This is a genomic window from Ruegeria sp. BF7 (assembly GCF_056538605.1).
This window is the reverse complement of record NZ_JBQFTM010000015.1, coordinates 47,734-64,616: the sequence shown is the minus strand read 5'-3', so window position 1 is coordinate 64,616 and position 16,883 is coordinate 47,734. Positions and strand designations below refer to the sequence as shown.

The window sequence follows — 16,883 nt, the reverse complement described above, 5'->3', positions numbered from 1 at the left end:
CCTAGGAACAGGGGCTGGACACAGTGTTAACGCTCAGAAGTAACCTGGGAAGAAAGCACGAGCGGTAGTTTGGCAGATATCCACCGCATTTTCCCTGCTGAACTCATCGGGGTGGGCGTGAAAATCGGTCCACAACCCTTCCAGCAAAGACATGATTGCCATAGCTACTTTTTCGGGATCACCTTGAGTTCCGCAAGCCTCGCAGAGCACCTTGCAGCAGCCGCGTACATGATCATGCAGATCAGTTCCACGGGTCTCGATGTAACCTGATCCAACTGCCTGGAGATCAGGTTCAGCGCGGAAGGCGAAGGTCAGTCGTACGCTGCGCTTGTTCAGCACTGCTTCTGAAAAATCCGTCTCGAATAACGCTTGCAGACGGGCAGCGGCATCTTCCGGGATACACACTTCTTGTGGTGCCTGGCTGGTAAAGCCCTGCCAGGCCGCATTGTATTCCCGCGTCATGTGTATCGCGAGTTCGCGAATCAGATTGTCCTTTGACTGGAAGTGCAGGTTAATCATACCGCGGGAGAGACCGGATTCCTCCTGGATTCGGCTGATTGTCGCGCCGCTCACCCCATGGCGAAGGATCACGTTGGCAGCAGCTTCCAGCAGCACTTCACGGTGCAAATCTTTGTCCACCTTCCGCTTTTTTCTTGTATCTTCGATACTTGTCATTTGCCTGCCCTTTTCTTCTCCCGGCCGGGTTAGCGCCTTTAGGACACCTTGCCCAATATCGAAATAAATTCCCATCGACAATGAACGTACATTCATTTACATCTAATGAATGTACGTTCATTCATGACAGCAATAACTCCGGACAGAGGACCGTGATGACCAAACTTGGAAACGACTTCGAAGACTTCAAAACCTGGGACAAGGAAAATTACTTCCATCCGTGGGAAGGACTGGAAGTCCAAGGCGCCGGAAAAGCCGACAGGACGTTCAGCGAATATGCCGAAGGCATCTATGTATACGACGAGCATGGCAACAAGGTGATCGACGGCCCCGGCGGCATGTGGTGCATGCAGCTCGGCTACGGCAACACTGAAATTGCCGATGCAATGGCGGCGCAAGCCCGCAAGATGGCCTATTGTTCGCCCTTCAGCGAGGCAACATCGGTGAGCGCAGAATTCGCCCACGCCATTGCCCAGCTTGCACCGGGCGACCTCAACCGGGTCTATTTCACAACCGGCGGCTCAACGGCAGTAGACACCGCTATCCGCTTTGTCCACTTCCGCAATAATCTGCTGGGCAAGCCGTCCAAGAAGCGCATCATCACCCGGGCGCATGCCTATCACGGCGGCACCTACCTGACCGCCTCGCTCAGCGGCAAACCGAGCGAACGCCAGTGGTTCGACACCGACCAGTCCATCCCGCATTTCCTGCCTGACGTGAATGCCTTCCGCCGCCCCGCGGGCATGAGCATCGAAGACTTCCTCGAAGAAAAGGTGGCGGATCTGGAAAACGCAATTCTGGACCTGGGCGCGGATAACGTTGCCGCCTTCATCGCCGAACCGGTGTTGGGCTCCGGTGGCGTGATCGTACCGCCCACAGGCTACCACAAACGCTGCCTGGAGATATGCCGCAAACATGACGTCCTTTACATTTCGGACGAGGTCGTCACCGGCTTTGGCAGGCTTGGCTACTGGTTCGCTTCCGAGGAACTCTTCGGTGTCACTCCGGATATTATCACCTGCGCCAAAGGTTTGACTTCGGGCTATGCACCGATGGGGGCCGCGATCTTCTCCGACCGTCTGTTCAAGGACATCGAGGGTGATATCTCCAGGGACGTCTATTTCACCAGTGGCTACACTTATTCCGGACACCCGGTTTGTGCCGCCGCCGGTCTCAAAAACATTGAGATTTTTGAGCGCGACGGCATTCTGGAGCACGTCCGCAACGTGACTCCGCATTTCCAGAAGCGCCTGAGTCAAATGCTGGAACTGCCGCTGATTGTGGATGTGCGTGGAATGGGGTTGGTGGGCTGCATTGAATGCTCGCTGACCCGCGATGGTCAGGCCAGTGCCGAGATTGATGCGAGCATTGGTGCCGTCATTGACGCCCGCTGCCAGGAACTGGGTCTGATGGTCCGCCCCTATGGCAACATGGCGATTTTCTCACCTCCACTGGTGATCACCGAGGCACAGATCGACGACATGTTCGACATGCTTACTGAAGGCGTCGAGCACGCTACTCAGGAATTGCTGGGTCAGGGGCTCGAACTGGAACGGGAGCGGGCCTGAGGTCCGCACCCCAAGAAAAAACGTAACCCCATCACGGGAGGAAACCATGAATACCAAGCTGACAACCAGCCTTATGGCCGGAGCCGCGATTATCTGGGGCATCGCCGCTGCGGCAGAGGGCGAACTGGTGATCTATAACTGGAGCGACTATCTCGACCCTGCGATCATCGAAGCCTTTGAAGCGGAAACCGGAATCGACGTCACTTATGACACCTATGATTCCAACGCGATGCTGGAAACCAAAGTGCTGGCGGGAAGTTCCGGGTATGACATCATAGTACCCTCCTCCACTGGCACCGCCCGGCTAATCTCGGCTGGAGTTTTACAGAAGATCGACAAATCCAAGATTCCGAACCTGGAACATGTCTGGCCCAAGATCGCCGGACTGATCGAAATCTTCGATCCTGGCAACGAATACCTGGTACCTTACAACTGGTGGACCTTCGGCATTGCATATAACACCGACAAGCTGGCGGAGCGTCTGGGCGAAGACCATCCCAAATCCTGGGATCTTCTGTTTGATCCCGAGATTTCCGGCAAGCTGACTGACTGCAGTGTAATGATCGCCGATTCCCCGATCGATGTGATTGGTGCGGCGTTGATCGACATGGGCTATGACCCGAATACCAGCGACAAGGACCAGATTGCGGCGGCCGGAGCGCATATCGGCGCAATCCGTGACAATATCGCCCAGATTTCGACCGATGGCATGATCGGAGCGCTGTCTGATGGCGACGCCTGCCTCGGCTTGACCTGGAGCGGTGATGCCTACTGGGCTGCGGACGGAGCCAAGGAGGCCAGCAATGGCGTCAATCTGGAATACATCATCCCGGAAGAAGGCACGCTGCTGGATTTTGATGGCCTCGCCATTTTGGCCGATGCCAAAAACGTGGACGAGGCCCACGCCTTCCTGAACTACCTGATGCAGCCCTCGGTGTCGGCCCAGAATGCCAACTTCATCCGCTACGGCAGCGCCAACTTCACCGCCCAGGCTGAGATTGACCCGGAACTGACCAGCAACCCCGCCGTCTATCCGACCGAAGAGACGATGGAGATGCTGAATACCCCTGTGTTGCAGGACCGAAAGACCGAGCGGCTTTACACCCGCACATGGTCGAAAGTCCGTACCGGCGAGTGACCTGACGCACGGCTTTCGGGCCGCGTATCCTTAGCTCTGCCGCGGCACCCGCCCGGCCCGCGGCAGAGACCAGCAACAGAGGAACCTGCAGCAATGAACCTCTTTGACCCGGCCCATGCCGCCGCCCACGCCGAACCTGCCAGTCCGCAGTCACTAGACCGCCCGCCCTTGATCCGCTTCGAGAATGTGACCAAGACCTTTGGCGGCTTCACCGCAATCTCGGATCTGAACTTGGACATTCAGGAACGCGAGTTCTTTTCGCTCCTCGGCCCCTCCGGCTGCGGCAAGACCACGATGATGCGTTTGCTGGCGGGTTTCGAGGACGCAACTTCGGGCCGCATTCTGCTGGATGGGCAGGATCTTACAGGTATCCCGGCAAACCGGCGGCCGATCAATATGATGTTCCAGTCCTACGCGTTGTTTCCACATATGTCGGTGGCCAAGAACATCGGCTTCGGTCTCAAGCAGGAACGCTGGAAGAAGCGCGACATTCTGGACCGTGTGGATGAGATGCTTGCGCTGGTACAGCTCGAAGGGTTCGCAGACCGCAAGCCGCACCAATTGTCTGGCGGACAGATGCAGCGGGTGGCCTTGGCGCGCTCTTTGGCCAAGAAACCCAAAGTGCTGCTGTTGGACGAGCCGCTGGGCGCGCTCGACAAAAAGCTGCGCGAGGAAACACAGTTTCAACTGATGGACGTTCAGGACCGGCTGGGCCTTACCTTCATAATCGTCACTCATGATCAGGAAGAGGCGATGACCGTTTCCTCTCGTATCGCCGTCATGAAGGCAGGCAAGCTCTTGCAGACCGACACGCCCGCGCGGATATATGAACACCCTGCGTCCAGCTATGTCGCTGACTTCATTGGTAATGTGAACCTGTTGGATATCGAGCTGTCGGGCATGGAGGGAGAACTGGCGATAGCCCGTTGGGACGGCGGCACCCAACTGGTATTCCGCCCACAGCCCGGTGATGTTCTGACGCCCGGTGCTCGCAAGATCTTGGTGCTGCGCCCCGAGAAAATCCACCTCACCAAGGACCAACCGGCAGCAGCGCACAACGTGAACATGGTCGAGGGTACGGTCGAAGAAATTTCCTATACCGGCAGCGCCTCAACCTTTCTGGTTCGGCTTGACGGAGGCCTTCTGATCCGTGCGCAGGAAGCCAACCGGTTGCTGACCTCGCGGCGCGAGACCGACTGGAACGATAGGGTCTGGCTCAGTTGGCGCGCAGGTGCCTGCGTGCTGGTCGACGCGTGAGGGCAGGATCATGAGCATATCCCGACGCCTGCTTATCCTCGTGCCCTACCTGTGGTTGACGCTTTTTTTCCTAGTGCCCTTCCTGATCGTCATCAAGATTTCCCTGTCGGATTCCGTCACCGCCAGCCCGCCCTATGCCCCCACCTTCAGCCTGGATGAGGGGCTTGCCGGGCTGCGTGCATCCTTCGCGGAACTTGATTTCGAGAATTTCCTCTGGCTGGCCGAGGACGGCATCTACCTCAAGGCCTACCTCAACAGCGTCAAGGTCGCCGCCATCGCAACCCTCCTCGCCCTGCTGATCGGCTACCCGGTTGCCTATGCCATGGCCAAGGCTCCGCAGGAATGGCGCAAGACGCTCCTGCTACTGGTAATCCTGCCGTTCTGGACCAGCTTCCTGATCCGCATCTATGCTTGGATCGGCATTCTCAAGAACGAGGGGTTCCTGAACCTCACCCTGATGAAGCTCGGCCTCATCGACCAGCCGCTGGCCATCATCCACACCGAAATCGCGGTCTATATCGGCATCGTCTATTCCTACCTGCCGTTCATGATCCTGCCGCTATACGCCTCACTGGAGCGGATTGACGGCCGTCTGCTGGAAGCGGCCGAAGACCTCGGCTGCAGTGCATTTGCAGCCTTTCGCCAGATCACTTTGCCGCTATCGCTGCCAGGGGTGATCGCGGGCTGTTTTCTGGTCTTCATTCCCGCAATCGGCGAATTCGTCATCCCGGATCTTCTGGGCGGATCCGGAACACTGATGATCGGCAAGACCCTGTGGCTCGAGTTCTTCTCCAACCGCGACTGGGGCATCGCTGCGGCCGTGGCCATCGTGCTGCTAACTATCCTGATAGTGCCGATCGTACTGTTTCAACGCCATCAGCAGAAACATCAGGAGGAATTGGGATGATCCGCCGCTTCAACTTGTTCAACCTGACATCGCTGACCTTCGGCTTTGTGTTCCTCTACCTGCCGCTGCTGCTGGTGGTGATCTATTCCTTCAATGACTCGCGCCTCGTTACCGTCTGGGGCGGCTTCAGCACCAAATGGTATGGTATCGTGCTGAACAATGAAGCTTACCTTGAAGCGGCCTGGATTACGCTCCGCATCGCCTTTGTCTCTTCGACGCTTGCCACAATCCTGGGCACCCTCAGCGCCATTGTCATGATACGTATGGGTCGTTTTCCGGGACGCACGTTATTTTCCGGCATGATCTTCGCCCCTCTAGTGATGCCCGAGGTAGTGACGGGCCTGTCGCTTCTGTTGCTGTTTGTTGCCATTGGTCTCGACCGTGGGTTTTGGACCATCACCATCGCTCACGCGACCTTTTCCATGTGCTATGCTTCAGTGGTGGTCACCTCCCGGCTGTCAAGTTTTGACAGGTCGCTGGAGGATGCAGCCCTGGACCTGGGTTGCACTCCGTTTTCCGCCTTCCGTCAGGTGACCCTGCCGGTAATCGCGCCTGCGGTGATCTCGGCCTGGCTGTTGTCATTCACTCTGTCACTCGATGATCTGGTGATCGCTACCTTTACCTCAGGACCCGGCTCCACCACTTTGCCGATGAAGCTCTATTCCTCTGTCCGGCTGGGTGTCTCGCCCGAGATCAATGCTCTTTCGACCATGCTGATAGGCGTCGTCGCCATCGGTGTCATCGCCGCGTCGCTCATCAACCGCCGACAAGAACGTCGCCAGAAACGGGAAACCCGCGCAGCAATGGCCGCCGCGTGACATACACTCAGGCAAAATTGGAAACACAATAATGCAGTACAACTTGTCCCAGTTTTACATCAGCGGTAGCTGGACCGATCCCCATGGCACCGGTTCCGTGGACGTTGTCAATCCCGCTACCGAACAGCCAATCGGTTCGCTCGTACTCGGCAACGATGCAGACGTCGATGCCGCAGTTGCTGCAGCCAGGGCTGCGCTGCCAGGCTTTGCCGCCACTAACCGTGAGGAGCGTATTGTGTTACTCGAAAGGGTGCTGGACGTCTACACCGACCGCGTAGATGATTTCGCACAGGCCATATCGCTGGAGATGGGCGCCCCGATCAACATGTCGCGCGAGATGCAGGCCCAGGTGGGCATCGACCATCTGGAAGCCATTATTGCTGACCTGAAAACAATTGATTTTGAAGAGAGGTTGACCAATGGCGACACGCTGGTGCGGATGCCGGTAGGCGTTTGCGGGCTGATCACCCCGTGGAACTGGCCAATCAACCAAATCGTGCTGAAAGTCGGGCCCGTGTTGGCGGCGGGCTGCACCATGGTGCTGAAACCCTCGGAACTGACACCGCTTTCCGCGGTTCTTTATGCTGAAGTACTGCATGAGGCTGGTGTACCTGCGGGTGTATTCAACCTGGTTCACGGCGAAGGCCCAGTGGTTGGTGCTGCGCTGTCACGCCACCCGGATGTCGCCATGATATCATTCACCGGGTCGACCCGCGGCGGTGTCGCGGTGACTCGGGACGCGGCGGAAACGGTCAAGAAGGTGGCACTGGAACTGGGTGGCAAGTCCCCGAACCTGATCTTTGCCGATTGCGATCTGGAAACTGCTGTCGCCGAGGGTATCGAAGCCTGTTTCATCAATACTGGTCAGAGTTGCGATGCTGCCACCCGGATGTTGGTAGAGTACACCGTCTATGACCGCGCAGTGGAACTGGCGCAGGTGAAATGCGAGCGAATGACCGTCGGCAACCCCGCTGAACCGGGCGATCACATGGGGCCGCTGTCCAGCGCGCAGCAATATACCCGCGTGCAGGAGATGATAGAGGCCGGTATTGCCGAAGGCGCGCGGCTGGTCGCCGGCGGACCTGGCAAGCCTGAAGGATTTGAGACTGGCTACTATGCCCGTCCCACCATTTTTGCCGATGTAAACAATGCAATGCGCATCGCGCAGGAGGAGATCTTCGGTCCGGTTCTGGTAATGATCCCCTTCGACAACGAGGCGGAAGCTATCGCCATTGCCAATGATACGCCTTACGGCCTTTCTGCCTATGTGCAAACCGGCGACAGTGACCGCGCGGCCCGCGTCGCACGCGCCCTGCACGCGGGTATGGTCAATGTGAACGGTGCCTTCCTTGGCGCGGGCTCTCCTTTCGGTGGGATCAAGAGGTCGGGAGTCGGGCGAGAGGGCGGCCGTGAAGGTATTCTCGAATATCTTGAAACCAAGGTGATCGCAGCGCTCTGAAGGGGCGCCGCCGGAACGGACCAACGCCATGCCAAATCTTCACCGCATCTACGACGCCCACGCCTATGACACCGAGACACCGATTGGCAGCTATTGGGAGGCTACGATGCCTGCCACGCCTGCCTTTCCGGCGCTGGACGGGGATCGGCGCGGGGGTGTGGCCATTATCGGTGCTGGCTACACCGGTCTCAGCACGGCTCTGCATCTCGCCCGCGACTACGGCGAGGCGCCGCTTGTAATCGAGGCCGCCCAGCCCGGCTGGGGGGCATCAGGGCGTAATGCCGGCTTCTGCGGCTTCGGCGGCGCCAAACTGGCAGATAGCGCGATCATCAGCCGCTTCGGCGAGGATGACCTGCGCTCTTTCTACAGCGCCCAGAAAGAGGCCGTCGCCCTGGTCCGAGATCTCACCTCCAGCGGTGGCATTGAGGCAGAGGCCCAGGTTGACGGAGAATACTGCCTGGCCCACAACGCCTCAGCCGCGCGTGCACTACCAGAGGTGGCGGAGGGTCTGCGCCGCTATGCCGGGGTTGATTGCCCGATTCTGTCAGCACAGGAGATGCAACAGGAAGGCTTGCACGGCGACGGTTTCCACGGTGGTTTTCTGCTGCCCCAAGGCTTCGGCTTGAACCCAGGCAAGTATGCTGCTGGTCTGGCCCGTCTAGCACAGCAGGCCGGCGCTGTGATTCACGGCAGCACCCCTGCGCTTTCGGTGCATGAAGAGCCGGGCGGGATTTACATCATCGAAACGCCTACCGGCAGGATTAAGGCTGATCGTCTCATCGTCGCCTGCAACGGCTACAGCAGCGACAACCTTCCGGACTGGCTGCGGGGGCGCTACTTGCCGGTGGTGTCACATATCATGGTCACGCGGCCATTGACCGAACTGGAAAAACAGACCCAGGGGTGGACGACCCGGCGCATCGCATACGACACCCGTAACCTCCTGCACTACTTTCGCCTGCTGCCGGACAACCGTGTGCTGTTTGGAATGCGCGGCACCAGCAACATCACAGCTGGCTCAATGCAGCGGATGCGGCGTCAGATCCGCCACGAATTCGAGGCCATGTTCCCGGCGCTGATCTGCGCGGAAACTGAGTTTCACTGGAGCGGTCTGGTCTGTCTCACCAGAGGCCTTATTCCTTATGCCGGGCAGATCGGAAACTGGCGACGCGCCTGGACCGGGTTTGGCTATCACGGCGGCGGTGTTGCAATGGCGACCTATACCGGGCGGTTGCTGGCAGGAATTGCGGCTGGCAAGCCCTACAAATCACCTTTGCCTTCGCTCATGCAACAACAGCCTGCGGCAATCCCTTTCCCCAGACTTCGCCGCCACAGCCTGCCGCTTGCATACACGTTTTACGGAATGAGGGATCTGGGTTGGTAGTTCCGGAAATTCCAATTTTGACAAATAGCCCAAACCAAACACGTCCTGTCCGCAAAGGGGCAGGGTATTGCCATTCGCTGTGATTTCAACCGTCGGCAGTTGAATTCAGAAACCGCGCTTTGCAAAGCTGCGAGAACGGCCCATAAGAGACATTCACCACACACCTCTGCTTCTGCGGCTGCAGCCCGCATTGTTGACATTCGCCGCGAGCGCAGAACTGTAAACAGATCAAACTTACATTCCGCGGGACAACTCCGCCGTTGCCGCTCCTCGAACCAACGGCTGCATTGTACGCTTTGCGTTGGCAGCGAAAAACAGCACGGGCGTATTTCGTTGAAAAACTCTTGCTTGATCGTGAGGTAAGCCGCTGATTCAATTCCGGTATGGATTGCGAGAAAAAGCGATGATGGGACCGAAGAAGGATGCTCAGGCGGCGTTGTTCTACGAATTCTCGCTTGAGCATCATGTTGCCCAAGATCACCTGCTGCGCGCGATTGATCGGTTTGTTGATCTGGCCAGTACGCCAGCGCATCTCGCCGACTTCCACAGCCACGCTGGCCGCCCATAGGTTGATCCGGAGCTGCTGATACTCATGCTTCTGTTTGGGTATTGCTTCGGCATTCGGTCAGAACGCCGATTGTGCGAAGAGGTGCATTTGAACCTGGCGTATCGCTGGTTTTGTCGTCTTGATCTGAACGACCGGGTGCCAGATCACTCAACATTTTCCAAGAACCGGCATGGCCGGTTCCGTGAGAGTGAGCCGCTGCGTCATCTGTTCAAGACGACTGTTGCGCGTTGCATCGCGGAAGGTTTGGTTAGCGGCCAGCGTCTGGCAATTGATGCCATCCTGATAGAGGCGGACTCTAACAAACAGAACTCGACGCCGAAGGAAGATTGGGACGCCTCCGACATCGACCCGACCGATGCCCCTCGCGCCGTTAGCGAGTATCTGGACACGTTAGATGAAGCCGCATTCGGTGCCGCCAGCGAGGTGCAACGAAAGTTCACCTCTCATTCTGATCCGGCCAGCCAGTGGACGGCGGCCCGTAAAGGCCCAGCATTCTTTAGCCATTCCGACTACTATCTGATCGACACCGATCACGGGGTCATCGTCAATGTGGAAGTCACACGGTCCATCCGCCAAGCTGAAGTCGGATCAACCAAAACCATGCTGGACCGGGTAGAGGACAAGTTCGACCTGCATCCAGAATGGCTGATCGCCGACACCGCTTATGGCACCGGGCCACTTCTTGGATGGCTGGTCGACCGCAAGATCGCGCCGCACATTCCTGTCTTTGATAAATCCGGGCGCAACGACGGTACCTAGACGCGCGCCGACTTCGAATGGGATGCTGAAAATGGTCAGTACATCTGCCCAGCAGGCCACGCGCTCAGGCAGTTTCGCCGCAAATAAGCTAAGATCTTTCCTGCACCGCAGCAAACGCGCAAAGCCTGACCAGAAGGCGCTCGCGCTCTGTTCAGCGCCTCACTTTCTGCGCCGGCAACACGTTGCTTTTCAACAGAATCGGCGGATACCGGTCCTTCGCTGCATTTGCGAAAAAATTGAAATCCGATGTCGAAAGCTGACATTCAGATCATAGGAAATATGAGCAGTTTGCCGTAACTCCTCAATACGGCTTCGAGCAGCACCTTCCTTTCAAATTACTCTCTCAATCAAGCGACAGAATTTAAACCTCCCGATCGCGTGCCTGTTCTCATAGGTCAAGGGGAATGAGTAGTTCCGAATTCAATAGACCTTCATTTGTGTCGACTGGTGGAAGCACTGCAAGTGTTGGGCAACCGTCTGGTGACACAAGTGTAAGGGATTTTTTTGAGGTCGCAGAGAAATGCGCCTGGAGAAGAAACCGCAAATACATCTCCAGCTATAGGTTCAAAATCTGCCCGGAAATGTGCGGTACTCTTAACGCAAATCACTGAATAGCTCTCAGGGTTTAGGCCGATATGAGTAAAATGTGCACGATCCAGACATTGATTGCGTAGGCTTGTGACAACAAGATCGATTTCGGCCTCTTGCCCAACTAACCGTAGCGCCGCCGTCTTACCAAGCGTTGCGACACCACCCCCATACATTTCTCCGGTATAGCGGCAAGTGCCGTCACTCAAAGCCAGAACCTCAAACTCTGCTATGACTGGAATCTGGCCAGCCAAATCGAACTTTGCGCCAATTGCCAATTCGACCAAGGCGCCCTCTCCAACCTCATGGGCTTGCCTTGCGCTTTGCGGATCATGGAACAAACCCATCAAGACACTCTTTGTTCCACCCTCAATCAGTGCTGCCAACAGTCCCGTGGTATCAGACGTCCCGCCTGCACCGGCGTTGTCCTGAACATCTGCGAGAACAATGGGTTTCTTCCGCCTTTGACGACATGTCGATACGGCTTCCTCCAGAGACAGCATCGAACAATCGAGGTCGGCTTCCCGAGACATAAACAAGGAGACGATTTCTTCTGCGGCAGCGACGGCTTTCTCGGCTGTGGATGCGTAGACAACGCAAGACGGGCCGGTGTCGGGGAAATCCGCTGCTGTAAATCCAAGAGCAATTTCGGCCAAGATTTCCTGCTGCTCAAATCTGGCCGGCATTTGATAAATTTCGTTGAACAACGCGGATCCGGTATGCTGCGAATGCAGGGGAATGAGATAAGGCACCGGTTGGAACGCCTTGGAAAGTGTTTCACCCGCTATCAAACGCTGCAGTACGGTTACGCAACGGGCGCCCGTTTCCGCCATATCCAAGTGAGGATAAGTCCTAAAAATCGAAAAATAGTCGGCGTATTCAACCATTTCAGCAGAGATGTTGGCATGCAGGTCCAAACTTGCGACCACTGGAATATTGGAGGCCACAGTTTCTCGCACACGACGTAATAACTCTCCTTCACCATCAGCAAAACTATCGGTGACCATTGCCCCGTGGAGGTCAAGATAAACGCCGTCAATGTGGCCCGCATCTTTGAGCCCGTCCAACAGCATCCCGCAAATCGTTTCAAAAGCATGATCGGTCACATGTGCGGACGGCTCGGCGGCGCACCACAGGATTGGCACGACTTCAAACCCTGCTGCTACTGCGGTCTTGGCAAAACCTGCGATCGGTAGGTTCATGCCAGTTGTTTCCGAAACCACCTGCGTTCCATGCAACATACCGGGCCAGGAATCCGCCATTTCAAATTCGTGCAGACCGGCTTTCGTCACACCAAAACAATTGGTTTCATGCTGAAACCCTGCGATCGCAACACGCTTGAAGGTCATTATGTGTGCTCGATTTCTTGTTCGGCACCCGTGGCGGCAAATACACTTTGACCGTTGCGAATTGTTTCGAGCACTTGTGTATCGGTCAGGCGCTCCGGCGCGTGCAGTGGATTGCGCGAAAGAACCACGAAATCAGCGACTTTCCCCGTTTCGATGGAGCCGCGCTGATCTTCCTTGAAAACCTGCCAAGCGGCGTCGATGGTTTGGGCGCGCAAAGCTGATTGAACGCTGATTTTCTGGTCCTCACCCAGTACGCGGCCTGAAACGGTTTTCCGATTTACCGAACAATGGGCCAAGTGGATTGGACGTGTTGGCGTGACCGAGGCATCGTTGTGGATCGTATATCGTACGCCATACCGTTCAGCTGAGGCCGCTGGTGATATCCGCTCGGACCGCTCGGGCCCCAAGAAGGTGTCATAGTGGCGATCCCCCCAAAAAAAGACATGAGCGGGAAAGAAGCTGACTGTTATTCCAAGCTGAGCCATACGCTCTAACTGATCATCCCGAAGGGCCTGGCCGTGGATAATGGTGTGACGATGATCTTGGCGTGGGTGCACTAGAAGCGCCTTTTCCACCGCATCTATGAACATCTCTGCGCCGGCATCGCCATTGCAGTGGCAATGAATCTGTAAGCCTTTGCCATGGAGCTTACTGACGTCGGCATCCAATTGCTCTTGCGAGGTGTATACCATTCCAGAAGGGTGATCCGGGTTGGTCGGCTTGAAATACGGGGCAGACAGATACGCGGTTTGCAACTGAAATGCCCCATCAGTGAACAGTTTGCGTGGACCCAGAGTGAAGTGCGGGTTTCCCGGCCAGTTCGTGCCGATCCAGTTGGCAGACAACCCAGGCTCCAGACTTCCGACAGGTAAGAGTTCTATGTCAATTCCCGGGTCCTGATCGGCAGAAAGGCTGGCAAAGTGATCCAACATGGTTTGCGACGCCCAGGCATTTTGGGCATAAGTCACCCCATGGGCGAGGTATTCGTCACGACAGGCGTCAAAGCCTTGCCAGAACCTTTCGCGGTCAATCAGGAAGTCAGTATCGCCCATCTCTCCCATGGCCGATAACCCTTCTATCAATCCCGTCAGGGCTCCGGTTTTGGGATCACGGCCAAAGCGACCACCTTCCGGGTTAGGTGTTTGACGATTTACCCCGCGCCTCTCGAGCGCCAGAGAATTTGCCGCGCCATTGTGTCCCGATGCGTGAATCACCCAGATTGGATGCCGTTGTGAAACTTCATCCAACTCAGCCCGTGTCGGCATTCGACCCTCGAGAATGGACGTATTGTCGAACGAAACCCCCATGACCCATTCACCCTCGGGCGTTGCGTCGGCCTTCTCTCGCAGCCTGTCCAGCGCCTGCGACATTTCCCTGCAATCCCCTAGAGGAGGCGACGACAGGTCGACTCGGAACAGCCGGATAAACCCGGGATCTGGGAAATGCCCGTGCGGGTCGATAAATGCAGGCATCAGAGTACGACCCTGAAGGTTGTACTCCTGAGAATCCGCCGTCATGCGTGCGCGCAGATCAGCCTCGGCACCCACTGCCTGAATTCTGTTTCCTTCGGTCAGAACTGCCTCTGGCGATGAGTTCTGTTCATCCATCGTCAGGATTGTACCGTTGAAATAGAGTGTGCTTGGCATCGGTTTTCCTGCTACGACAGCGGGGCTAGACAACGCAGCCCGTGGCCACCGTCCACTTCCCATTCCGGGGTCTGGGTGCAGATGCCCTGGGCAAAGGGGCAACGCTCGCGGAATTCACACCCCGAGGGGCGTTTAAGCAAGCTGGGTGGTTCCCCTTTGAGGGCGATCCGTTCCAATCGCGCATCCGGATCTGGTTCCGGGTTGGCGCTTAGAAGGCAACGGGTATAAGGATGGCGCGGGTCGTTGAAGATTGTCTCGGTTGGACCTTCTTCGACCAATCGGCCAAGATACATGATCCCCATTCTGTCAGCCACATGACGCACAACGCTGAGGTTATGGGTGATGATCACCATCGCCAGCCCCAGCCGTTCGCGCAGATCGTTGAGCAGGTTCAGTAACTCACCCTGCACCGACACATCGAGACCGGCAGTCGGCTCATCCGCAAGGATCAGCTTGGGTTCCAACGCCAACGCGCGTGCGACGCCCACACGCCGTGCCTGACCCCCTGATAGCTGATACGGATAGCGATCTGCAAAATGCGTCGGCAGGTTCACCATTTCCAACAGGCGTCTAGCCTCGGCATCCAGATCGCGGTCTTTCATGCCCTGAATACGATAGGGTTCGGTGATCAGGCTGCGGATGGTCAGGCGTGGCGAAAGGCTTCCGACTGGATCCTGAAACATCATTGCCATGTCTTTGCGCAACGGACGCATGACACTTTCCGGGGCGCCACGAATTTCCTGCCCTTCAAATGTGACCGAACCGTCCTGTGCGGGCGCAAGCCCCGCAATGGCGCGTATCACGGTCGTTTTTCCGGAACCGCTTTCACCGACCAGCGCGTAGGTCTCGCCGGGTTGTACGGTAAAGCTCACACCTGCCAGCACATTGACCGGCCCGTAGCTGGTGTGCAGGTCCACAACGTTCAGCAAGCTCATGTTGTGGCCTCCTCATGGTTCAGCCAGCACGCGGCGTGGTGGCCTTGTTTCAGTTGTTCCAGTGGGGGTACTTCGGTGGCGCAACGGGGCATGGCCTGATCGCAGCGGTCGCGGAAGATACAGCCCCCCGGCAGGTTGGCCAGATCGGGTACTTCACCGGGAATGGTGGGCAAAACGCGGGCGCGTTCCTTGATGTGACCGGGGTCGCATTCGATCAGGCGGCGGGTGTAGGGATGTTTGGGATTGTGGAAAATTTCACGCACATCCCCGCTTTCGACAACCGCACCGGCATACATCACCACCACCCGGTCGCAGAGTTCTGCGATCACGCCCAAATGATGCGAGATGAACAGGATGGCACAGTGAAACTCGCGCTGCAGTTCTTGCAGACGCTCAATGATCTGCACCTCAAGCGTCGCATCCAGCGCGGTGGTCGGTTCATCCGCGATCAAAAGATCAGGCTCGGACATCAAGGCCATCGCGATGGCGATCCGCTGACGCATCCCGCCAGAAAACTCATGCGGATACTGTTTCAATCGCGCCTCAGGGTCGGGAATGCCAACCGCACCCAGCATCTTGGCCGCTTGCGCCAGCTTATCGGCTTTTGACTGTTTTGAGCGGTGTTGAATGTCCAGCATCTGCTGTCCGATGGTCAGAACAGGATTATGCGTTTGCATCGGGTCCTGAAAGACAATCGAAATATCCGCCCCACGCAAATCGCGCATATGCCGTTCCGAGGCCTGCAACAAATCCTGTCCTTTGAACCTGATCTCTCCCTCACGGAACCGCGTATTGGGCGCGGTCAGCCGTAGGATGGATGAAATCAGGGTGGATTTGCCACAACCAGATTCCCCGACAATGCCAACGATTTCACCTTTGTTGACGTCGAATGTGATATCCCTCAGGGCTTTGAGATAGCCCCGCCCTGTTTCGTAATCGACGCTGAGGTGGTCGATTTCCAGAAGTGTATCGGTCATCGCTGTTTCCTCAGTTTCGGATCAACCACGTCGCGCAGGCTTTCGCCCAGGAACGTGAACCCAAGTGTTGCCAGAATGATCGGCAGGCCCCCGCCAACCACCAGCCAAGGGGTTTGACGGATCAAGGAATAGCCATCCTTCAGTAAGGCACCCCAACTAGGTGTGGGGGGTTTTACACCCAGTCCCAGAAAGGACAGTCCGGCCTCAAGCGCGATGACTGTAGGGATATCCATGGCTGCCAGCACTGCCAGAACGCCGATGATATTGGGCAGCATATGAACGCCCAATATGCGCGCCATGCCCGCCCCCATCGACCGCTCGGCCAGAATGAACTCGGAATTGCGCAGCGTCAGTGTCTGCGTCCGTGCAACGCGCCCATAGGTCGGGATCGAAGTTGCCATGACCACGAACACCACTGTCTGCAGGCTGGGCCCGACCAGCGCAACTACGGCCAGCGCGAACATTACGGTCGGAAAGGATCGAATGGTATCGAAGAACAGCATCAGTAAGTTGTCGAGCCATTTCGGCCCATACCCGGCTATCATGCCCAGCGTCAGACCAATCGCCATTGCGCCGAACACGGCCGGCAATGCCACCTTGAGCGCAACCTGACCCCCTGCAATCACCCGCGAAAACGTATCGCGCCCAAGTTGGTCGGTCCCCAGAAGGTGTGCAGCGGATGGTCCTTGCATGCGCGATTTAATATCCATGGCAATCGGGTCGTAGGGCACGATCCAGGCTGCGAATATTGCGCAGAACACGATGATGCCGACGATGATCAAGCCCATTAGGCCAAGCGGGTCGCGGGCGACCCCGATGATGATCTGACCCAATTCGGAACGAGATTTTTCCATC

Annotated in this window: 13 protein-coding genes and 1 pseudogene; 8 read left to right on the top strand and 6 right to left on the bottom strand. The window is 57.0% G+C overall.

All coding sequences use genetic code 11. The annotated features are described in order from the left end of the window. Positions 1–33: 33 nt before the first annotated feature. Positions 34–771, bottom strand: coding sequence for a TetR/AcrR family transcriptional regulator (locus tag ACR0IK_RS20740; RefSeq protein WP_480643049.1), 738 nt, complete (start codon positions 769–771; stop codon positions 34–36). 59 nt (positions 772–830) lie between these two features. Here ACR0IK_RS20740 and ACR0IK_RS20735 point away from each other — a divergent pair, with 59 nt between their 5' ends. The 8 genes and pseudogenes from ACR0IK_RS20735 to ACR0IK_RS20700 form a co-directional block, all read left to right on the top strand. Next, a complete protein-coding gene (locus ACR0IK_RS20735) occupies positions 831–2,243 on the top strand; it encodes an aminotransferase (protein WP_480643048.1) in 1,413 nt (470 codons plus the stop codon). Between the two features lie 46 nt (positions 2,244–2,289). Beyond that, positions 2,290–3,381, top strand: coding sequence for an extracellular solute-binding protein (locus tag ACR0IK_RS20730; protein ID WP_480595191.1), 1,092 nt, complete (start codon positions 2,290–2,292; stop codon positions 3,379–3,381). Positions 3,382–3,474: 93 nt separating this feature from the next. Continuing rightward, on the top strand, positions 3,475–4,638 hold the full coding sequence (locus tag ACR0IK_RS20725; RefSeq protein ID WP_480643047.1) for an ABC transporter ATP-binding protein: 1,164 nt from the start codon (positions 3,475–3,477) through the stop codon (positions 4,636–4,638). 16 nt (positions 4,639–4,654) lie between these two features. Next, positions 4,655–5,545 (top strand): ABC transporter permease subunit, encoded by an 891-nt coding sequence (locus ACR0IK_RS20720; RefSeq protein ID WP_480643058.1) that lies wholly within the window; start codon positions 4,655–4,657, stop codon positions 5,543–5,545. Further along, entirely contained in the window at positions 5,542–6,363 is an 822-nt protein-coding gene (locus tag ACR0IK_RS20715; protein ID WP_480643046.1) for an ABC transporter permease, read from the top strand. The genes ACR0IK_RS20720 and ACR0IK_RS20715 overlap by 4 nt, the downstream gene beginning before the upstream one ends. A 31-nt stretch (positions 6,364–6,394) precedes the next feature. Further along, positions 6,395–7,822: an aldehyde dehydrogenase family protein gene (locus ACR0IK_RS20710; RefSeq protein WP_480643045.1), complete on the top strand. Its 1,428-nt coding sequence runs from the start codon at positions 6,395–6,397 to the stop codon at positions 7,820–7,822. 28 nt (positions 7,823–7,850) lie between these two features. After that, positions 7,851–9,206 carry an NAD(P)/FAD-dependent oxidoreductase gene (locus ACR0IK_RS20705; protein WP_480643044.1) on the top strand — a complete coding sequence of 452 codons (1,356 nt, stop codon included), beginning with the start codon at positions 7,851–7,853 and terminating at the stop codon, positions 9,204–9,206. A gap of 403 nt (positions 9,207–9,609) precedes the next feature. Then, positions 9,610–10,614: pseudogene (locus ACR0IK_RS20700) on the top strand (transposase); the annotation flags it as partial. 350 nt (positions 10,615–10,964) lie between these two features. Here ACR0IK_RS20700 and ACR0IK_RS20695 read toward each other — a convergent pair. From ACR0IK_RS20695 to ACR0IK_RS20675, 5 genes are read right to left on the bottom strand one after another with little or no spacing between them, the layout of a single operon-like run. After that, entirely contained in the window at positions 10,965–12,470 is a 1,506-nt protein-coding gene (locus ACR0IK_RS20695; RefSeq protein ID WP_480643043.1) for a M81 family metallopeptidase, read from the bottom strand. Beyond that, entirely contained in the window at positions 12,470–14,116 is a 1,647-nt protein-coding gene (locus tag ACR0IK_RS20690; protein ID WP_480643042.1) for an amidohydrolase, read from the bottom strand. The genes ACR0IK_RS20695 and ACR0IK_RS20690 overlap by 1 nt, the downstream gene beginning before the upstream one ends. 11 nt (positions 14,117–14,127) lie before the next feature. Further along, positions 14,128–15,051 carry an oligopeptide/dipeptide ABC transporter ATP-binding protein gene (locus ACR0IK_RS20685; RefSeq protein WP_480643040.1) on the bottom strand — a complete coding sequence of 308 codons (924 nt, stop codon included), beginning with the start codon at positions 15,049–15,051 and terminating at the stop codon, positions 14,128–14,130. After that, a complete protein-coding gene (locus ACR0IK_RS20680; protein WP_480643039.1) occupies positions 15,048–16,028 on the bottom strand; it encodes an ABC transporter ATP-binding protein in 981 nt (326 codons plus the stop codon). Before ACR0IK_RS20680 ends, ACR0IK_RS20685 begins: the two co-directional genes overlap by 4 nt. Then, positions 16,025–16,882: an ABC transporter permease gene (locus ACR0IK_RS20675; RefSeq protein WP_480643038.1), complete on the bottom strand. Its 858-nt coding sequence runs from the start codon at positions 16,880–16,882 to the stop codon at positions 16,025–16,027. The genes ACR0IK_RS20680 and ACR0IK_RS20675 overlap by 4 nt, the downstream gene beginning before the upstream one ends. Position 16,883 lies beyond the last annotated feature (1 nt).

Excerpts from the sequence above, each read along its gene's own strand:
- ACR0IK_RS20675 (WP_480643038.1), bottom strand. The coding sequence starts at position 16,882 with ATGGAAAAATCTCGTTCCGAATTGGGTCAGATCATCATCGGGGTCGCC.
- ACR0IK_RS20680 (WP_480643039.1), bottom strand. The coding sequence starts at position 16,028 with ATGACCGATACACTTCTGGAAATCGACCACCTCAGCGTCGATTACGAA.
- ACR0IK_RS20710 (WP_480643045.1), top strand. The coding sequence starts at position 6,395 with ATGCAGTACAACTTGTCCCAGTTTTACATCAGCGGTAGCTGGACCGAT.
- ACR0IK_RS20705 (WP_480643044.1), top strand. The coding sequence starts at position 7,851 with ATGCCAAATCTTCACCGCATCTACGACGCCCACGCCTATGACACCGAG.
- ACR0IK_RS20690 (WP_480643042.1), bottom strand. The coding sequence starts at position 14,116 with ATGCCAAGCACACTCTATTTCAACGGTACAATCCTGACGATGGATGAA.
- ACR0IK_RS20730 (WP_480595191.1), top strand. The coding sequence starts at position 2,290 with ATGAATACCAAGCTGACAACCAGCCTTATGGCCGGAGCCGCGATTATC.
- ACR0IK_RS20695 (WP_480643043.1), bottom strand. The coding sequence starts at position 12,470 with ATGACCTTCAAGCGTGTTGCGATCGCAGGGTTTCAGCATGAAACCAAT.
- ACR0IK_RS20735 (WP_480643048.1), top strand. The coding sequence starts at position 831 with ATGACCAAACTTGGAAACGACTTCGAAGACTTCAAAACCTGGGACAAG.
- ACR0IK_RS20685 (WP_480643040.1), bottom strand. The coding sequence starts at position 15,051 with ATGAGCTTGCTGAACGTTGTGGACCTGCACACCAGCTACGGGCCGGTC.
- ACR0IK_RS20740 (WP_480643049.1), bottom strand. The coding sequence starts at position 771 with ATGAATGTACGTTCATTGTCGATGGGAATTTATTTCGATATTGGGCAA.
- ACR0IK_RS20725 (WP_480643047.1), top strand. The coding sequence starts at position 3,475 with ATGAACCTCTTTGACCCGGCCCATGCCGCCGCCCACGCCGAACCTGCC.
- ACR0IK_RS20715 (WP_480643046.1), top strand. The coding sequence starts at position 5,542 with ATGATCCGCCGCTTCAACTTGTTCAACCTGACATCGCTGACCTTCGGC.